This is a genomic window from Devosia sp. Leaf420 (assembly GCF_001425445.1).
Lineage (GTDB): Bacteria > Pseudomonadota > Alphaproteobacteria > Rhizobiales > Devosiaceae > Devosia.
Window position 1 is genome coordinate 370346 of sequence record NZ_LMQU01000011.1, and the last position, 13860, is coordinate 384205.

Sequence of the window (13860 nt, forward strand, 5' to 3'; positions counted from 1 at the left end):
ATTACGCTGGCTCGAAAAGGGCGGCGCGTGCCGCATCGCGTTGGGCCTGGGCTGCGCGGTCAGCCGCAATGATCGCGGCCACGGTTTTTGAGAAAGCATCGGCCGAGGCCGTCAGCGTCAGGCGATTGGCAGCATCGATCTGGTCGCGCTCGCCTTCATCGATCACGGCCTCACCATGCATGGCCCCAAGGATCGCCCCGGCCATGACGCCGATCGAATCCGTATCGCGCCCCGAATTGATCCCGTCTTCGATCGAAAGGCGGAAGTCCCCCCGATTGAAAAGGCAAAAACCCAGCGCCAGCGGCAATTCCTCGATGGAAAGGAGGCGGCTCGGCCGATAGGCGTCGCTCACCCGCCCCGCTTTGTCGGCACTGTGATTGACGTCATCGCCCATCACTGAAAAGCGCGCGATAGCAGCATGAAACGCCTCGCAAACCTCGGCATGATCGGCACCTGTGCCCCGCAACCGCCGCGCCTCGTCGGCGATAGCGACGATCGCTGCTCGCGTGCCGTCCTTGGCGAGCCCGATGACCGTATCGACGATTTGGTCGATCGTGGTGCCCGGCACAAAAGCCGCCGCCACCGCCGCGGCCATAACGCCGGCCGCCTCAAGCCCATAGCTTTCCTGATGCCCCGAGGCGAAAGCGATCGCCTCGTCGTAAGCAGCCTTGGGATCAGCCGCATTCGTCGCTCCGATCGGCGCGATATACATGGCGGCCCCACAGTTCACCATATTGCCGATGCCGCCCTGGCGCGGGTCGCAATTGGACAATTGATGACGCTGGAAAATCCATTTTTCGGGATAAAACAGGCGATCGATCAACATCGCTTCGCGCCCCAGTTCGGGCACCCAGCGCTTGGTCCAGGCGATCTGGCGCACCATCCCGTCAGCCATGTCCCACGCGTCGAGATGGCGCCCCACCTCGGCATAGATGTCCATCATCGCCAGGGTCATCAGCGTATCGTCCGTGACGATACCGTCCCCGCGCACCCGATGGTTCCGCTGCTCGGGCGGCAGGTCCATCTTGTGCCAGCGCGTCATCACCGAGGTCACCCGCCCATAGCGCGCCCGGATCTCTGCCGCCGACAGTTTTTCGACCGGCGCCCCCAGGGCATCGCCCAGAGCGATCCCATGGAGCATGCCGCGAATGCGGGATGAGAGGGTTGGTGTCATGTCAGGTTCCGACTTTTGTCATTCTAATTGGCGCCGGGCTTTCACCCGGCTTTGCCGTGAAATTTCAGTCGACACCCTCCCCCTGGCGGGGAGGGTCAGGGAGGGGGGATGAGAGCCACGACTTCGCGGCCCCCGCACCCCCTCCCAGCCTCTCCCGTCAAAGGGGGAGGTGCCTTTCCGTGGCCTTGGCCGTATCTTGCCAGCGGGCCTTGGTCACTGGCCGAGCACCGTCGCCGCATACTCGGCCATGCGCTGGCCACCGGCAGCGTTATATTCGCTGACGAACTGGTCCCACTGATCGAGCGAGGCTTCCCCGGTGATGAACTTGGCGACCCACGAGCGATAGACCTGCTCGGCAGCGTCGACTTCCGCTGCATATTCGGCCGGCCAGACAAAGGCATTGTCTGCGACGAAATTGGCCTTGATCGTGTCGAGCGCAGCCTGGCCGGTTGCCGACAGCAGCGGCACCGGTGGCTCCCAATTGGCAGCGTTGAAGAAGCGGGCATACCAGGTCGAAATCTGGTCGGTAAACGTTACCGCGCCGCTGGCATCGGTTGTGTGATGCACGCCCTCAAAGCCCATGCGGTCGATGTCCTGGCCTTCCTTGGACGCCATGAAATCGAGCACCGCAAAGGCCTCGTCCTTATGCTCGGAAATGGACGAGATCGCCCAGCCGCGCGATTCCTTGGAGACATCGAGCGCCGCCAACCCCTGTCCGCCGAGACCCGACGGAATAGGCAGCAGCGTCAGTTCGATATTTTCGCCCGGATGGGCCTGGCGCATCTTGCCCGAATAGATGTCGATCACTTCCGGCGACGAGCCGAACACCACGCCAGCCTTGCCGGTGTAGAATTTGTCTTCCTTCACGTCGAACGTGTTGGTCACATATTCCTTGTCGAACAGGCCTTTTTCCGCGAGCCGCGCATAGAATTCGATCTTTGCCTTTTCGGCATCGGTAACGCGCGAATTGACCCAAGCGCCATCCGCGGTCTTCATCCAGGTGCCGGTCACGCCGAACGCCTGGTTGAAGATGGAATCGAGTTCGTTGGTATTGCCGAACCCGGTCAGGCCCAGCGTATTACCCTTCGTGCCGTCGCCATCGAGATCGGCATCATGGATCGCCTGGAACAGCGCTTCGTATTCCTCGACGGTCTTGGGCGGCTGCAGCCCAAGTTGGTCGAGCCAATCCTTGCGCATCACCGGCTGTGGCGCGCGCGGCGGATAGATGTAGAGAAGGTAGGGATAGTTGGCGAGGCGCTCGACATTGTGGGGCCAGAGCGCCGCCTTGATATGCTCGGATTTTTCGATCCACGGATTGAGATCCTCGAGGATCCCCTGCTCGGCCATCTTCTGGTCGCCACCCTGGAAATAGATGATATCAGGGATATCGCCCGAGAGCAGCATCACGCCGAGCGCATCGACATAGGCCGAAGTGCCGCCCGGCAGGTCGACCGTCTGAATATCGATATCGTGCCCCTGCGCCTTGAGCGCGGCCTCGATTTCCTCGATTTCCTTGACGTCATCGGGATTGGTGGTCAGCAGGTCCTTACTCACCAGCCGGATCGTCGTCTGTGCCATGGCCGGCACAACCGCCGAACCCAGAACGGCCATCGCCGTCGTCGCTAAAAGCAGTTTCTTCAGTGTCATTGCACTACTCCTCCGTTGTTTTTAGTCGTCACCGCTTGCGCGGAATTCTTTGGTTCTGGCTCGTTACCAGGCACGCCCTTCACCTCTCCCTCTGGGGGAGAGGTCGACGCGAAGCGGCGGGTGAGGGGGCCTTGCTCCTCGCAGTTCCCATCCACCCTCCCTTCCTCCCCCTTGATGGGGGAGGAAGGGAGGGGGTGAAGCCACAAACACCGAGTCCAAAACCTGTCATCCCTTCAGCGCCCCCGACATCGTCCCCTTGGTGAAAAACTTGAGGATCAGCGGATAGATCGCGAGGATCGGCAGGATGGTGATGAAGATCATCCCGGCCTTGAGCGCGCGGATGTTGATCTGGGCGATACCGATATTGTTGTTGGCATTGTTCGCCCCGACGATGGCGATCTTGTCGCCCTCGATCACGAACTGACGGAGCACCACCTGCAGCGGCCATTTGCTCTGGTCGTTGAGATAGATCATCGAGCGGAAAAACTCGTTCCAATGGAGGACGAGATAGAAGAGCGCGATTGTTGCCAGCGCGGGCTTGGCCAGGGGCAGCACGACCATGAAGAAGGTCTGGAACGGATTGGCGCCATCGAGCTCGGCCGCTTCGAGCAGTTCCTTGGGGATCTCTTCAAAGAAGCGGATGAGGATGATCAGGTACCAGGCGCTGATCGCCTTATACATGATCACCGACCAGGGCGTGTTAAGCAGGCCCAGCCGCTTCATCAAGAAATAGTCGGGAATGATGCCCGGCTCGAACACGATGGTGACGAGGACGAGGATAAAGATCAGCCTCCGCCCCGGCAGCCCAGGCCGCGACATGCCCCAGGCCATCAGCGCCGTGCCCATGACGCCGATGCAAACGCTCGTCGCCGTCATCCAGATCGAGTTGAAGAGGCCACGCTGCACATTGGGATGCTGCAACAGGAGGGTCCAGACATCGGTCGAAAACCCGTCTGGGACGATCGAGAGGCCCGAAAAACCCGCGACCTTGCTCGGATCGGTAAAGGACAGGGCAAGCAGGTTCAGCAATGGCTGCAGAGTAAAGACGACGAGCAGCAGCAGCGTCGAAACGATGAGCACATATTCGACCCGCTCGAGCGGGGTACGGCGCGATTGACCGAACATCACCACACTCCCTTGCCGGTCAGCCGCTTGCTGACGAGATGAGAGGTGACGACGAGGACCATGCCGATCACCGCCTTGAAGAGACCCGCCGCCGTCGCCAGCGCATATTCACCCGTCGAAAGCCCCAGTCGGTAGACATAGGTGTCGAGGATATCGATGGTCGAAGCGTTCACGTCGTTCTGGAAGTTGATGATCTGGTTGAGATCAGCGCTGAGGAACATGCCCATGTTGAGAATGAACAGCGTAGCAATGGTCGGCACGATGCCCGGAATGGTGACGTGCCGGATTTTCTGCCAGCGATTGGCCCCATCCATCTCCGCCGCCTCATAAAGCTGCGGATCGATCGCAAAGATCGCAGCAAGATAGAGAAGGCTGTCCCAGCCGGCCGAGCGCCAGATTTCCGAAATCACCAAGACCCAGCGGATCGTGCCGGTATTGGTCAGGTAGTTCGTCGTGCCGAACCCCATGGATTGCTGGATCTGATTGACGGCGCCATCGGTCGGCGACAAGAGCGCGATGAAGACCCCCGCGATCACCACCCAGCTCAAAAAGTGCGGCAGATAGATCGCCGACTGGATCACGCCCCGCAATTTGCCATTGCGAATTTCATTGAGCAGCAGCGCCACGATGATTGGCACCGGGAAGACCAAGAGGATCTTCATGCCCGAAATGATCAGCGTATTGGCAAGCACAGAATAGAAAATCGGCGAAGAAAAAAGCTGCTGAAAGTTTTTGAGGCCGACCCAGATATTGGGCGGAATGATGCGGACCTGTTCGAAGGCCATCTTGGCCTCCCAGATCGGCACATAGTGCCAGATGAAGAAGAACAGCAGCCCCGGCGCCATCATTGCGTAATAGGGCCACCACTGACGCAGGCCAGCGCGGAAATTGCCGCTCGATGTTACCGGAATGGCACCCGATCCACCGCCAATTCCACCGACTACTGCGCCTAAAGCGGGAACGTTCCCATTTGAAAGTACAGCCGAGATCTTCTGCCCATCCTTGGCAACCATGATCAGTTCCTCCCTGCCCCTGCTACGCGCCGGGGCGTCGTGACCGACAGATCGGCGAGTGAGCCTCGCTCTATCAATCGGCACGGCATGTAGATGCGCCGGTGTTCCGGCTTGTGTTCTATCTCGTCGAAAAGGCCTTCTACCGCCCGCTCGCCGATATCGCGCCCGGGCTTGGCAACCGTCGTCAGCCCAGGCCAGGCAAACTCGCCCGAGGGAATGCCGTCAAAGCCAAGGATGGAAACGTCGCGCGGGCAATCAAGCCCGGCGTCACGCACCGCCATCATGGCGCCGAGCGCCATCATGTCATTGGCCGCAAAAACCGCCAGATGCCCGACGCGCGGTTGCGCTAAAAGGCGCTTCATCGCCTCGCGCCCACCTTCGACCGTATATTCCCCGTCCTCGATTGCGAGCACGCCCGGATCGAGATCGCGCTCAACGAAATGCTCATGCACGGCCCGCAAAAACCGCGCCCGCGCCAGGCGCGACTTCGGCCCGAGGATCAGCGCCGGCGCCTTGTGTCCCTTGGAAACCAGGTGATCGAGACCGAGCCGCACGGCTTGGGTAATATCCGAACCGACGCTCGAGACATCGGGATAGCGCTCGGCACTCGACCCGATGAAAACGCAAGGCATGCCGAAGCGGTCGAGATCATCGAAGCTGTCCGAGACCGGATTGACGATGGCCCCATCGACCCGCGCCCGGCGCAGCGTCTGCAAATGCGTCGCCTCAGCCTTGGGGTCCCAGTCGGATGAAAAAACCAGGAGCGAAGCCCCTGCCCGCGCCGCACGATCCTGCGCGCCGCGCGCCACATCGGCCCAGAATGGATTGGCGATATCGGGGATCACGAGCCCCAGCATCCCACTCCGCCCCGACCGCATGCCGACCGCCAGATGATTGCGCTCATAGCCCACAGCCGCCGCCGCCTTGACCACCCGCTCCCGCGTTTCCTCGGTGATATTGGACGAACCCGCCAGCGCCCGCGCCGCAGTGCTCTTAGACACCCCAGCCCGCTCGGCAACATCAACAATGGTCGGCCGACGCGTCCGGCTCGCTCCCATACCCATCCCCACACGAGCCGTAATCGGCCTCTTACGCTATGGGAACGTTACCGCCGCAAGGCTACCATTGTCAATCGCCCCCAAAAAACGTTGAATCTTGTTCAGCCCTCTTCAACGTGGCCATGATGCCAGCCCAAGACACGTTCGGCCTTCTGCGAATTGAAAAAACTCTGGCGGCCATCCCATACGCCCTTGATCGCGACGTCAGGCATGAATTCTTCCGCGAGCGATCGGCTCGGCACGTCAGAAATCGTATCAGGCGCGACGATGTAGAAAACCTCGTGGCCTTCAAACTTGGCTTCCAGCGCCAGAAGACACGCGTCGGCAGCGGCGTCGCGGCGCGTATAGGCCCAGAGGTGCCGGGCCTTTTCCGGGAACGGGTCATAGTAGCCCTTGGCCACGGAGCGATCTTCGCAGACGAAATGAAAGCGCAGGCTGGCAATGGTCATGCCGGGATAGCGGCGCACGAAGGCGTCGGCCTGCTGCTCGCAGATCCATTTCGAGAGGCTATAGGGGTCCTCGCTGTAATTGGGATGATCTTCGTCGATCGGGAAATAATCGTAGTGCGGGGCCTTGCTGAAAGCATGACCGATGGCATTGACGCTCGATGCCTGGCAGACGCGCAGGATGTCGTTGTCTGCAGCCGCCTGCAGCACATTGTAGCTGCCGACGACATTGTTGTTGTGGACGATATGATCGGGATGCCGGCCGGGCGAGGGAATGGCGGCCATGTGGATCACGGCATCGCAGCCCGCAAAGGCTTGGAGCAACGTTTCATAGTCCCCCATGTCGGCGAGGACGAACCGGCGCTGTGCATTGGCGGCGACGTCGGGATGCTCGACACGGTCGATGCCGACGACGCTATGGCCGCGCTCTTCGGCAAGGGCGACGATGGCGCGGCCTATGCCCCCGCTGGCCCCAGTGATGGCAATCTTCATGATAGCTGGCTTTCTGCATAGACAGCCTCGTGGAGGCCGCGGATGTAACCGATGGCGTAGAGGCGACCGAAGGCGGAATAGCCGGCATTGTCATTGCTATCGCCTTCGACCGTCGGCACGTGATCAGGGCGCAAGACGCCGTCGAATCCGATGTCGCGATAGGCCTTCATGCAGGCGAGCATGTCGGTCTTGCCGGCATCGTGCCAGGTTTCTTCGAATTGCGTCGGCACGCCCCTGACATCGCGGAAATGGACGAAGGAAATCGTCTTGCCGAATTTTCGGATGACCGAAGGTAGGTCGTCGGTCATGAGGGTAAAATTGCCCTGACACAGCGTGATCGTGTTCATCGGGCTTCGCGCTATTTCAACGAGCCGCTGGTAGTTGTCGACCGTGCGCATGATACGACTGACGCCGCGAATGGGCGTGATCGGCGGATCATCGGGATGCATGGAGAGTTTAACCCCTGCTCGCTCTGCGACGGGCAGCACGCGCTTGAGAAAATATTCAAGGTTGGTCCAGAGCTCTTCTTCGCTGATCGGAGGATTACTGGTCAGGTTTTCCGGGACGTCAGCGGCATTGAAGCTTGTGACGACTGAGCCGCCCCGCGAGGGCGTCGCCATATTGGTGCGCACCCAGTTGAAATCGGTCATCCACTCATAGCACCAGACGGGGATGCCGAGCTTGCCCATGCTTTCAAGAAGTGTGCAGACGACATCGATCTCCTCGTCCCGCCCATCCAGCCCGCGCTTGGCCTTGTTGAGCGGCGGACGCGCTTCGATGACGCGAAGCTCGAAACCTGCGTCTTCGTAGGTCTGCTTCATGCGCGTCAGCGGCGCGAGGTCACCCAGGCGTTCGCCGGGTTTGAGGCTGTCGAACGGCAAGCCGCCCACGGCAAGATTAACCCCCGCCTGCAGCGCAAGCTTCCAGACCGGCGAGGGCGTAGGGCTGATGAATTCAGCGATTTCAAGCATCTGGCAAAACTTCGGATGAGGTGATGAAACGCAGGCTAGACCGTCTCGCGCGGCTTGAGCGGCTCGCCCCAATTCTTGTTGAGATCGGGCCAGGGGATAGAGTCGACGAGGAGGCGCGTGTAGCTGTGCTGCGGGTTGCGAATGACGCTCTCGACATCGCCCTTTTCCACCACATCGCCCTTGTAGAGCACGACGATATCGTCAGCGACGTGATAGGCCGTGGTCAGGTCGTGGGTGATGTAGATGATCGATACGCCGTGATCGCGATGAAGATTACGCAGCGATTCCAGGATATTGGCGCGGAGCGAAGCATCCACCATCGAGACGGGTTCGTCCGCGATCAAGAGGCGCGGTTTCAGCAACAGCGCCCGGGCGACATTGATGCGCTGGCGCTGGCCGCCCGAGAGTTGATGCGGGAAGCGGCCAAGCACGTCTTCCGGACGCAGCCCTACCGCCGTTAGTGCCTCTTCCATCCGCCTCACGCCGTCGGCCTTGGACTTGGCGAGCTTGAACTGGCGGATCGGCACGGTGAGCAGGTGGTCGACGGTGTAGAAGGGATTGAACACAGCAAACGGATCCTGAAATACCGCCTGCACCTCGCGACGATAGGCCATCCGCTCCTTGCCGACGAGCCCGGCAATGTTCTTGCCCCGATAAAGGATTTCGCCTGTCGTCGCAGTGATAAAGCCCAGCAGCAGCATGGCGAGCGTCGTCTTGCCCGAGCCGGATTCCCCGGCCACCGTCAGAATGGTGGGCTCATCCTCCTTGAGCGTCAGGGAAAATTCCTTGAGCGCAACCGTCGCTTTCGAACTGAGAAGACCCCGCTGGTAGACTTTTGAGACCTTGCGGATTTCGAGCAGGTTTTCACCCATGGCGATGACCGTCCTCGTTATAGAGATGGCAGGCGACCATGCGGCCACCGGGCAAGGTGACTGGCTCCGGCCGGACAGAACGTTGCAGTTCCTCGTGCCCATGCGGGCAGCGTGGATGGAAGGCGCAGCCGCTCGGCAGGCGCAGCAGCGAGGGCGCAAGCCCTGGAATGCCGCGGAACACGCCCTTGGTATCGAGATTGGGCAGCGAGGAAATGAGCGCCTGCGAATAGGGATGTTTGGGATCGGTGAACATTTCGCGCACGCTCGACATCTCGACGAGCCGCCCAGCATACATGACGGCAACCTGATCCACCGCCTGCGCCATCAGACCCATGTCGTGGCCAATAAGGATGACGGCGGCGTTGATCTCGGCCTGCACGCGGTTGATGGTTTCCATCACCTGCCGCTGCGTCACCACATCGAGCGCGCTCGTCGGCTCGTCGGCGATGATGACGCTTGGGCGGAGAAGTATGCCGATGGCGATGCAGACGCGCTGTTTCATGCCGCCCGACAATTCATGTGCGTACATGCGGAAGACGCCGGGATCGAGATCGACCGACCGCAGGGCGGCAGTGCAGCGATCCTCAATGGCCGAACCGCGCTCGCCGCGGACGTGCGAGCGGACCGCGTCGATCATCTGCGCCCCGATCCGCATGACCGGATTAAGCGAATTCATTGCGCCTTGCGGAATATAGGCGATCTTATCGAGCCGGGCGGCGCGCATGCCTTCGTCGGTGAGGCTCATGAGGTCGGTATCGCCGACAATGACCTGGCCGCCTTCGATGCGGCCGGGCGGCTTGATCATGCGCATCATGGCGAGAGCCAGGGTGCTTTTGCCCGATCCTGACTCGCCCACCATGCCGAGTTTTTGTCCGGCCTTGAGGCTGAAACTAACGGCGTCGAGTGCCTTGGCGCGGCCGAGATCGGTATAATAGGTGACTTCGAGATTATTGACGCGCAGCACGGGTTGGCTGGCGGATGGTGCGGCCGATTTAGCGCTCGCTGCGGAATTCATGACCAGAGAAACCATGGGACTATTCCGTTCTTCTGACGCGCGGATTGGCGAGCTCGTCGAGGCCCATATTCACCAGCGCCAGGGCGCCGAGGATCAGGATCATCGCGAAGGCCGGTTCGAGCGGCCACCACCACCAGCCATTGAAGAAAGCGCCCTGGCTCTGGGCGGCCCAGATGATGTTGCCAAGGAGCGGTTCGCGCAGTGGGCCAAGACCCAGGACGGCGAGATAGAAAGATGCAAACACAGCGCCGAACACCTGTCCCACAAACGCGGCTGCGATGAACGGCAGGAGATTGGGCAGGATTTCCTTGAAGATGATGCCCATGTCGGAGACGCCGGAGAGCTTGGCGACGGCGACGAACTGGCGCTCCTTCAAGGTGAGGACTTGGGCGCGGATGACGAGCGTCGGACCCATCCAGGCCAGCATGGCGACGATCATGGCCATGGTGACGATGGTGACGTCGCGCTTATCGAGCGACCCGGCGACGACAACCTGGATCAGGAGGACGGGGATCGGCGTCAGGATCTGACAGATGGTGCGGATGACGCCATCCACCCAACCGCCGAAATAGGCGGCGAGAAAGCCCAGAACCACCCCGAGCGCGGTGCCGATGCCACCTGCAAGAAGCCCGATAAACGCGGTCTGCCACATGCCGACGACCATGGCCGCAAGCAGATCGCGGCCGAAAAAATCCGTACCGAAGGGATATTTGAGGCTCGGCGACTGCTTGAGCGCCGCCGAGAGCGGATAGGCTTTCTTGGGGTCGATGACCAGAAGGCCAATAATGGTGAAGAGCGCGAGCGCGAGAAGGATGCCGAGGCCGATCGCCAGACCCTTGTTGCGGCGGAAATAGCGCAGGGTGAGCGTCAGGCGCGAGGGCTGGACGATGGCGACATTGGGTGCCGCAGGATTGGTGGAGGCGGAGGTCAGGGTCATTGCTCGCTCCTAATTCGCCCGGATCCGCGGATCGAGCAGCGGATAGACGAACTCGAGCAGCGTCATCAAAAGAGCGATGGCGATGGTGATGAAAAGAACGATGCCGTAGATGACCGGGAAATCATTGGCGCGAATGGCGAGATTGAGCGCCGTACCGATGCCCGGCAGGCCGAAAAGCCCTTCGACGACCACGGCCGAGGTCACGACCGTGCCGAGCGCCAAGGCAAGGCCGGTCACCTGCGGCAGCAGCGCATTGCGCAGATAATAGTCGCGGAAGATGCGGCGGCCGGTCAGGCCCTTGTGTTCGGCGAAATTGACATAGTCCTCGCCCTGGATGGTGATCCCCATGCCGCGCATGGACAGAACCCAGCCGCCCACCGATCCGAGGATCAGCGACAGCGCCGGCAGGATCTGGTGCTCCATCAGATCGATGAAGAAGGACCACGACCAGGTGGGCACGATGCCGACCGAATAGGCGCCGCCAAGCGGCAGCCATTTGAGACGGAAGCCGATGAAAAACAGCAGCAGAATGCCCATGATGACGGGCGGCACGCCCGTGAGCAGGATGAATGGCGTTGCCGTGGAGCGCAGCCAACCCGGTGCCTTGGGCCAAGCCGCAACAGCGCCAAGAATAGTACCGAGCACGAAGCTGATGACAGTCGTGACGAGCAGGAGGCCAATGGTCCAGGGCAAGGACTGCGCGATGACATCGGTGACGGTCATCGGATAGCGGCTCAGCGAATAGCCGAAATCCATGCGCAAGATATTGCCCAGATACTGCCAGTATTGCTCGAGTAGAGGCTTATCGAGGCCGAACTGCTGCTGCATCGAGGCAATGAGCTTTTCGACATCGGCGGGCGAAAAGCCGCCTGTACGGGCCAATTCGCCGAAGCGTTCGCGAATGGCGTTGCGCGGCGAAAGGCGCGGAATGAAGAAGACGATTGTGGACGCAGCCCACACGACCAGGACGAAAAACAAGAGCCGCCTGGCGACGATCCGTATATTCACTGGACTATTCCCGATGCACTGGATGGGTGGGACGCGCACCGGAGCGCGCATCCCGTAGGGATCGGAAGATCAGTTGCCCGAGGCCTTGAGGCCGGTAATCACCAGCATGCCTGTGTGAGCCCAGAAGGCGCCGTTCGTGCCCATGCCCACATTGGTGGCGCTCGGCCAGTTGGTCCAATAGTGGTTATTATAGGGAATGCGATGGAGCCACTGGATCACCGGCACGTCGATGACATCGCGCCAGTAGATGCCGAGCGCCTTGGCAGCACCCGAGATGAACTTGGGATCGTCGGATCCGAGCGGAGCAATCTCATCAAGAATGGCATCGAATTCCGGGTTCTTGTAGCGCGAGAACCGATTGTTGCCGGCTGAAGAGCCAATCGCTTCCGAATAGCGGCCATGGAAGAGATTGAGCGCTTCGAACGGGTCGAAGAGGCTGGCGCCGTGGCCGAAGAGATAGAGCCCGGCCTTGCCATCGACCATGTTCTGATAGGCATCGGTGCCGAAATTGACATTGGAGTCAAAGCCAGCCTGACGCAGCATTTCGGCCAGCACCGGAGCGATATCGCCATGGATGCTTTCGAAGGCCTGGATGGTGGCGTCGAGCGTCTTGCCATCTTTTTCCCAAAGCCCGTCACCATTCTTGGTGAAGCCGGCCTCTTCCATCAGCTTGGCACTTTCGTCGACGTCATAGGCGCCAGGATTGTACTTCTCCTGCTCGGCCTTGACCTCAGGACTATCAGCAAAGGTCTGGAGATTTGGATAGAGCGGGAAGGGATAGACGGTGGCGATCTCAGCGCCTTCGTAGAGCACTTCGTTGATCAGGTCGCGATTGACGGCAAGGCTGATGGCCTTGCGGACGCGCACGTCGCTATAGGGCTCGAGCTGGTCGTTCATCCAGAGCGAGTTCGGCCACCAATCGAGATAACCGTAAGGCGACTCCGTGCCCGTCCAGGACTGAATATCCGGATTTTGCTGGAGGATATTGCCGATGATCTGGGCGCGCATGTCGACCGAGGAGTCGAACTCGTTGTTCACGAGACGCTGCGCTACCGTATCGATCGGCTGGTTGAGAATATTGACGACAATGACGCGCTTGACCGCCGGTTTCTCGACGCGGCCGGCCTCGACAGCCCACCAATCGTCCCGCAGATCGAGTATCTTCTGGTTCGCGTTCCAGGCAACAATGTCATAGGGGCCTGAATGCGGCATTTCGGCTAGGCCCGGGGCCTTGGTCGGGTCTTCCTGCTTTTCGAGCCAGTGCTTTGGCACGATCGGAATACCGGTATCGAATTTTTCGGTCAGCACTTCGAATTTGAAGCGCGGTGCCGGCTGCGTGAACGTCACTTCGACCGTGTGCTCATCCTTCGCCGAAATGGTGTCGACGAGATCGGCGAACTGGGCATGGTAAGGCAGCGTTTCATACTGCTTCTGCCCTTCGAACGTATAGACCACGTCCTCAGCCGTGACCGGCTCGCCGTCGGACCATTTGGCCATCGGGTTGAGCTTGATCTCAAGCGCGGTGAAATCGTCCTTGGTATATTCCATGCTGTCGGCCAGCCACGGAATGAACTCGTTCTTGTAAATGCCGAAATACATTAGCGGCTCGAACAGGAGGTTATTGCCTTCCTGATGGGTATAGCCGGGCAGAACCCATGGATTCGTCGTGCCGATCGACGAAGAGGCGGAAACGCCCCAGGCGAGGTTCAGCGTCTCGTTGCGCGCCACCTCCGGCAGCGACTGCGGCACGATCTCGGTTGGCGGCGGCGCACCGGTCTGGCCCAGCGCCGCCACCGGCAGCGTGATCAGCCCTAGGGCCAGCACCGCTGCGGTAACTGTTTGGAACTTGAACATTAGTCAGCTCTCTCCCTTGATGCGCGGACGAGCCGACAGCCTTGCCTTGTGACAAAGCCCCTCGCGGCCGATCCGCCTCCTCTCACCGGCAAAGCCGGTATCGCTTTGGTGAAGCCCGATCCGCGATCTCCTCAAACCGCAGTAATCAGACCTGTAATCACCAGGCGGTCGGCTCGATCTTTTGCCGAATACAACCACCTTCGAAATCAATAGTGCGCCAACACTAAGTGGTTTGCAACACTATATAT

Annotated in this window: 12 protein-coding genes; all 12 read right to left on the bottom strand. The window is 60.5% G+C overall.

Translation table 11 applies throughout. The annotated features are described in order from the left end of the window. Position 1: 1 nt before the first annotated feature. The 12 genes from ASG47_RS12700 to ASG47_RS12755 all read right to left on the bottom strand — a co-directional run bounded on the left by ASG47_RS12700 (position 2) and on the right by ASG47_RS12755 (position 13612). Positions 2 to 1174, bottom strand: a complete 1173-nt coding sequence (locus ASG47_RS12700; RefSeq protein WP_061909554.1) for an ADP-ribosylglycohydrolase family protein — start codon at positions 1172 to 1174, stop codon at positions 2 to 4. A gap of 213 nt (positions 1175 to 1387) precedes the next feature. Continuing rightward, positions 1388 to 2821, bottom strand: coding sequence for an extracellular solute-binding protein (locus tag ASG47_RS12705; RefSeq protein ID WP_082511726.1), 1434 nt, complete (start codon positions 2819 to 2821; stop codon positions 1388 to 1390). A 225-nt stretch (positions 2822 to 3046) separates the two neighbouring features. Then, positions 3047 to 3946: a carbohydrate ABC transporter permease gene (locus ASG47_RS12710; RefSeq protein ID WP_061909556.1), complete on the bottom strand. Its 900-nt coding sequence runs from the start codon at positions 3944 to 3946 to the stop codon at positions 3047 to 3049. Then, complete coding sequence (locus tag ASG47_RS12715; RefSeq protein WP_082511727.1) at positions 3946 to 4959, bottom strand: ABC transporter permease; 1014 nt, start codon at positions 4957 to 4959, stop codon at positions 3946 to 3948. Before ASG47_RS12715 ends, ASG47_RS12710 begins: the two co-directional genes overlap by 1 nt. Positions 4960 to 4961: 2 nt before the next feature. Further along, the gene (locus tag ASG47_RS12720) at positions 4962 to 6023 is read right to left on the bottom strand and encodes a LacI family DNA-binding transcriptional regulator (protein ID WP_320408922.1); all 1062 of its coding nucleotides are present in this window, start codon (positions 6021 to 6023) and stop codon (positions 4962 to 4964) included. 95 nt (positions 6024 to 6118) lie between these two features. Continuing rightward, positions 6119 to 6955: an NAD-dependent epimerase/dehydratase family protein gene (locus ASG47_RS12725; protein ID WP_200940920.1), complete on the bottom strand. Its 837-nt coding sequence runs from the start codon at positions 6953 to 6955 to the stop codon at positions 6119 to 6121. Further along, on the bottom strand, positions 6952 to 7926 hold the full coding sequence (locus tag ASG47_RS12730; protein ID WP_061909560.1) for a mannonate dehydratase: 975 nt from the start codon (positions 7924 to 7926) through the stop codon (positions 6952 to 6954). Before ASG47_RS12730 ends, ASG47_RS12725 begins: the two co-directional genes overlap by 4 nt. 35 nt (positions 7927 to 7961) lie before the next feature. Next, entirely contained in the window at positions 7962 to 8798 is an 837-nt protein-coding gene (locus tag ASG47_RS12735; protein WP_061909562.1) for an ABC transporter ATP-binding protein, read from the bottom strand. Continuing rightward, the gene (locus ASG47_RS12740; RefSeq protein ID WP_082511728.1) at positions 8791 to 9828 is read right to left on the bottom strand and encodes an ABC transporter ATP-binding protein; all 1038 of its coding nucleotides are present in this window, start codon (positions 9826 to 9828) and stop codon (positions 8791 to 8793) included. Before ASG47_RS12740 ends, ASG47_RS12735 begins: the two co-directional genes overlap by 8 nt. 4 nt (positions 9829 to 9832) lie before the next feature. Beyond that, the gene (locus tag ASG47_RS12745; protein ID WP_061909564.1) at positions 9833 to 10750 is read right to left on the bottom strand and encodes an ABC transporter permease; all 918 of its coding nucleotides are present in this window, start codon (positions 10748 to 10750) and stop codon (positions 9833 to 9835) included. A 9-nt stretch (positions 10751 to 10759) separates the two neighbouring features. Beyond that, positions 10760 to 11758: an ABC transporter permease gene (locus ASG47_RS12750; RefSeq protein ID WP_046142397.1), complete on the bottom strand. Its 999-nt coding sequence runs from the start codon at positions 11756 to 11758 to the stop codon at positions 10760 to 10762. A 69-nt stretch (positions 11759 to 11827) separates the two neighbouring features. Continuing rightward, the gene (locus ASG47_RS12755; RefSeq protein WP_061909565.1) at positions 11828 to 13612 is read right to left on the bottom strand and encodes an ABC transporter substrate-binding protein; all 1785 of its coding nucleotides are present in this window, start codon (positions 13610 to 13612) and stop codon (positions 11828 to 11830) included. Positions 13613 to 13860 lie beyond the last annotated feature (248 nt).

Excerpts from the sequence above, each read along its gene's own strand:
- ASG47_RS12700 (WP_061909554.1), bottom strand. The coding sequence starts at position 1,174 with ATGACACCAACCCTCTCATCCCGCATTCGCGGCATGCTCCATGGGATC.
- ASG47_RS12705 (WP_082511726.1), bottom strand. The coding sequence starts at position 2,821 with ATGACACTGAAGAAACTGCTTTTAGCGACGACGGCGATGGCCGTTCTG.
- ASG47_RS12710 (WP_061909556.1), bottom strand. The coding sequence starts at position 3,946 with ATGTTCGGTCAATCGCGCCGTACCCCGCTCGAGCGGGTCGAATATGTG.
- ASG47_RS12715 (WP_082511727.1), bottom strand. The coding sequence starts at position 4,959 with ATGGTTGCCAAGGATGGGCAGAAGATCTCGGCTGTACTTTCAAATGGG.
- ASG47_RS12720 (WP_320408922.1), bottom strand. The coding sequence starts at position 6,023 with ATGGGTATGGGAGCGAGCCGGACGCGTCGGCCGACCATTGTTGATGTT.
- ASG47_RS12725 (WP_200940920.1), bottom strand. The coding sequence starts at position 6,955 with ATGAAGATTGCCATCACTGGGGCCAGCGGGGGCATAGGCCGCGCCATC.
- ASG47_RS12730 (WP_061909560.1), bottom strand. The coding sequence starts at position 7,926 with ATGCTTGAAATCGCTGAATTCATCAGCCCTACGCCCTCGCCGGTCTGG.
- ASG47_RS12735 (WP_061909562.1), bottom strand. The coding sequence starts at position 8,798 with ATGGGTGAAAACCTGCTCGAAATCCGCAAGGTCTCAAAAGTCTACCAG.
- ASG47_RS12740 (WP_082511728.1), bottom strand. The coding sequence starts at position 9,828 with ATGGTTTCTCTGGTCATGAATTCCGCAGCGAGCGCTAAATCGGCCGCA.
- ASG47_RS12745 (WP_061909564.1), bottom strand. The coding sequence starts at position 10,750 with ATGACCCTGACCTCCGCCTCCACCAATCCTGCGGCACCCAATGTCGCC.
- ASG47_RS12755 (WP_061909565.1), bottom strand. The coding sequence starts at position 13,612 with ATGTTCAAGTTCCAAACAGTTACCGCAGCGGTGCTGGCCCTAGGGCTG.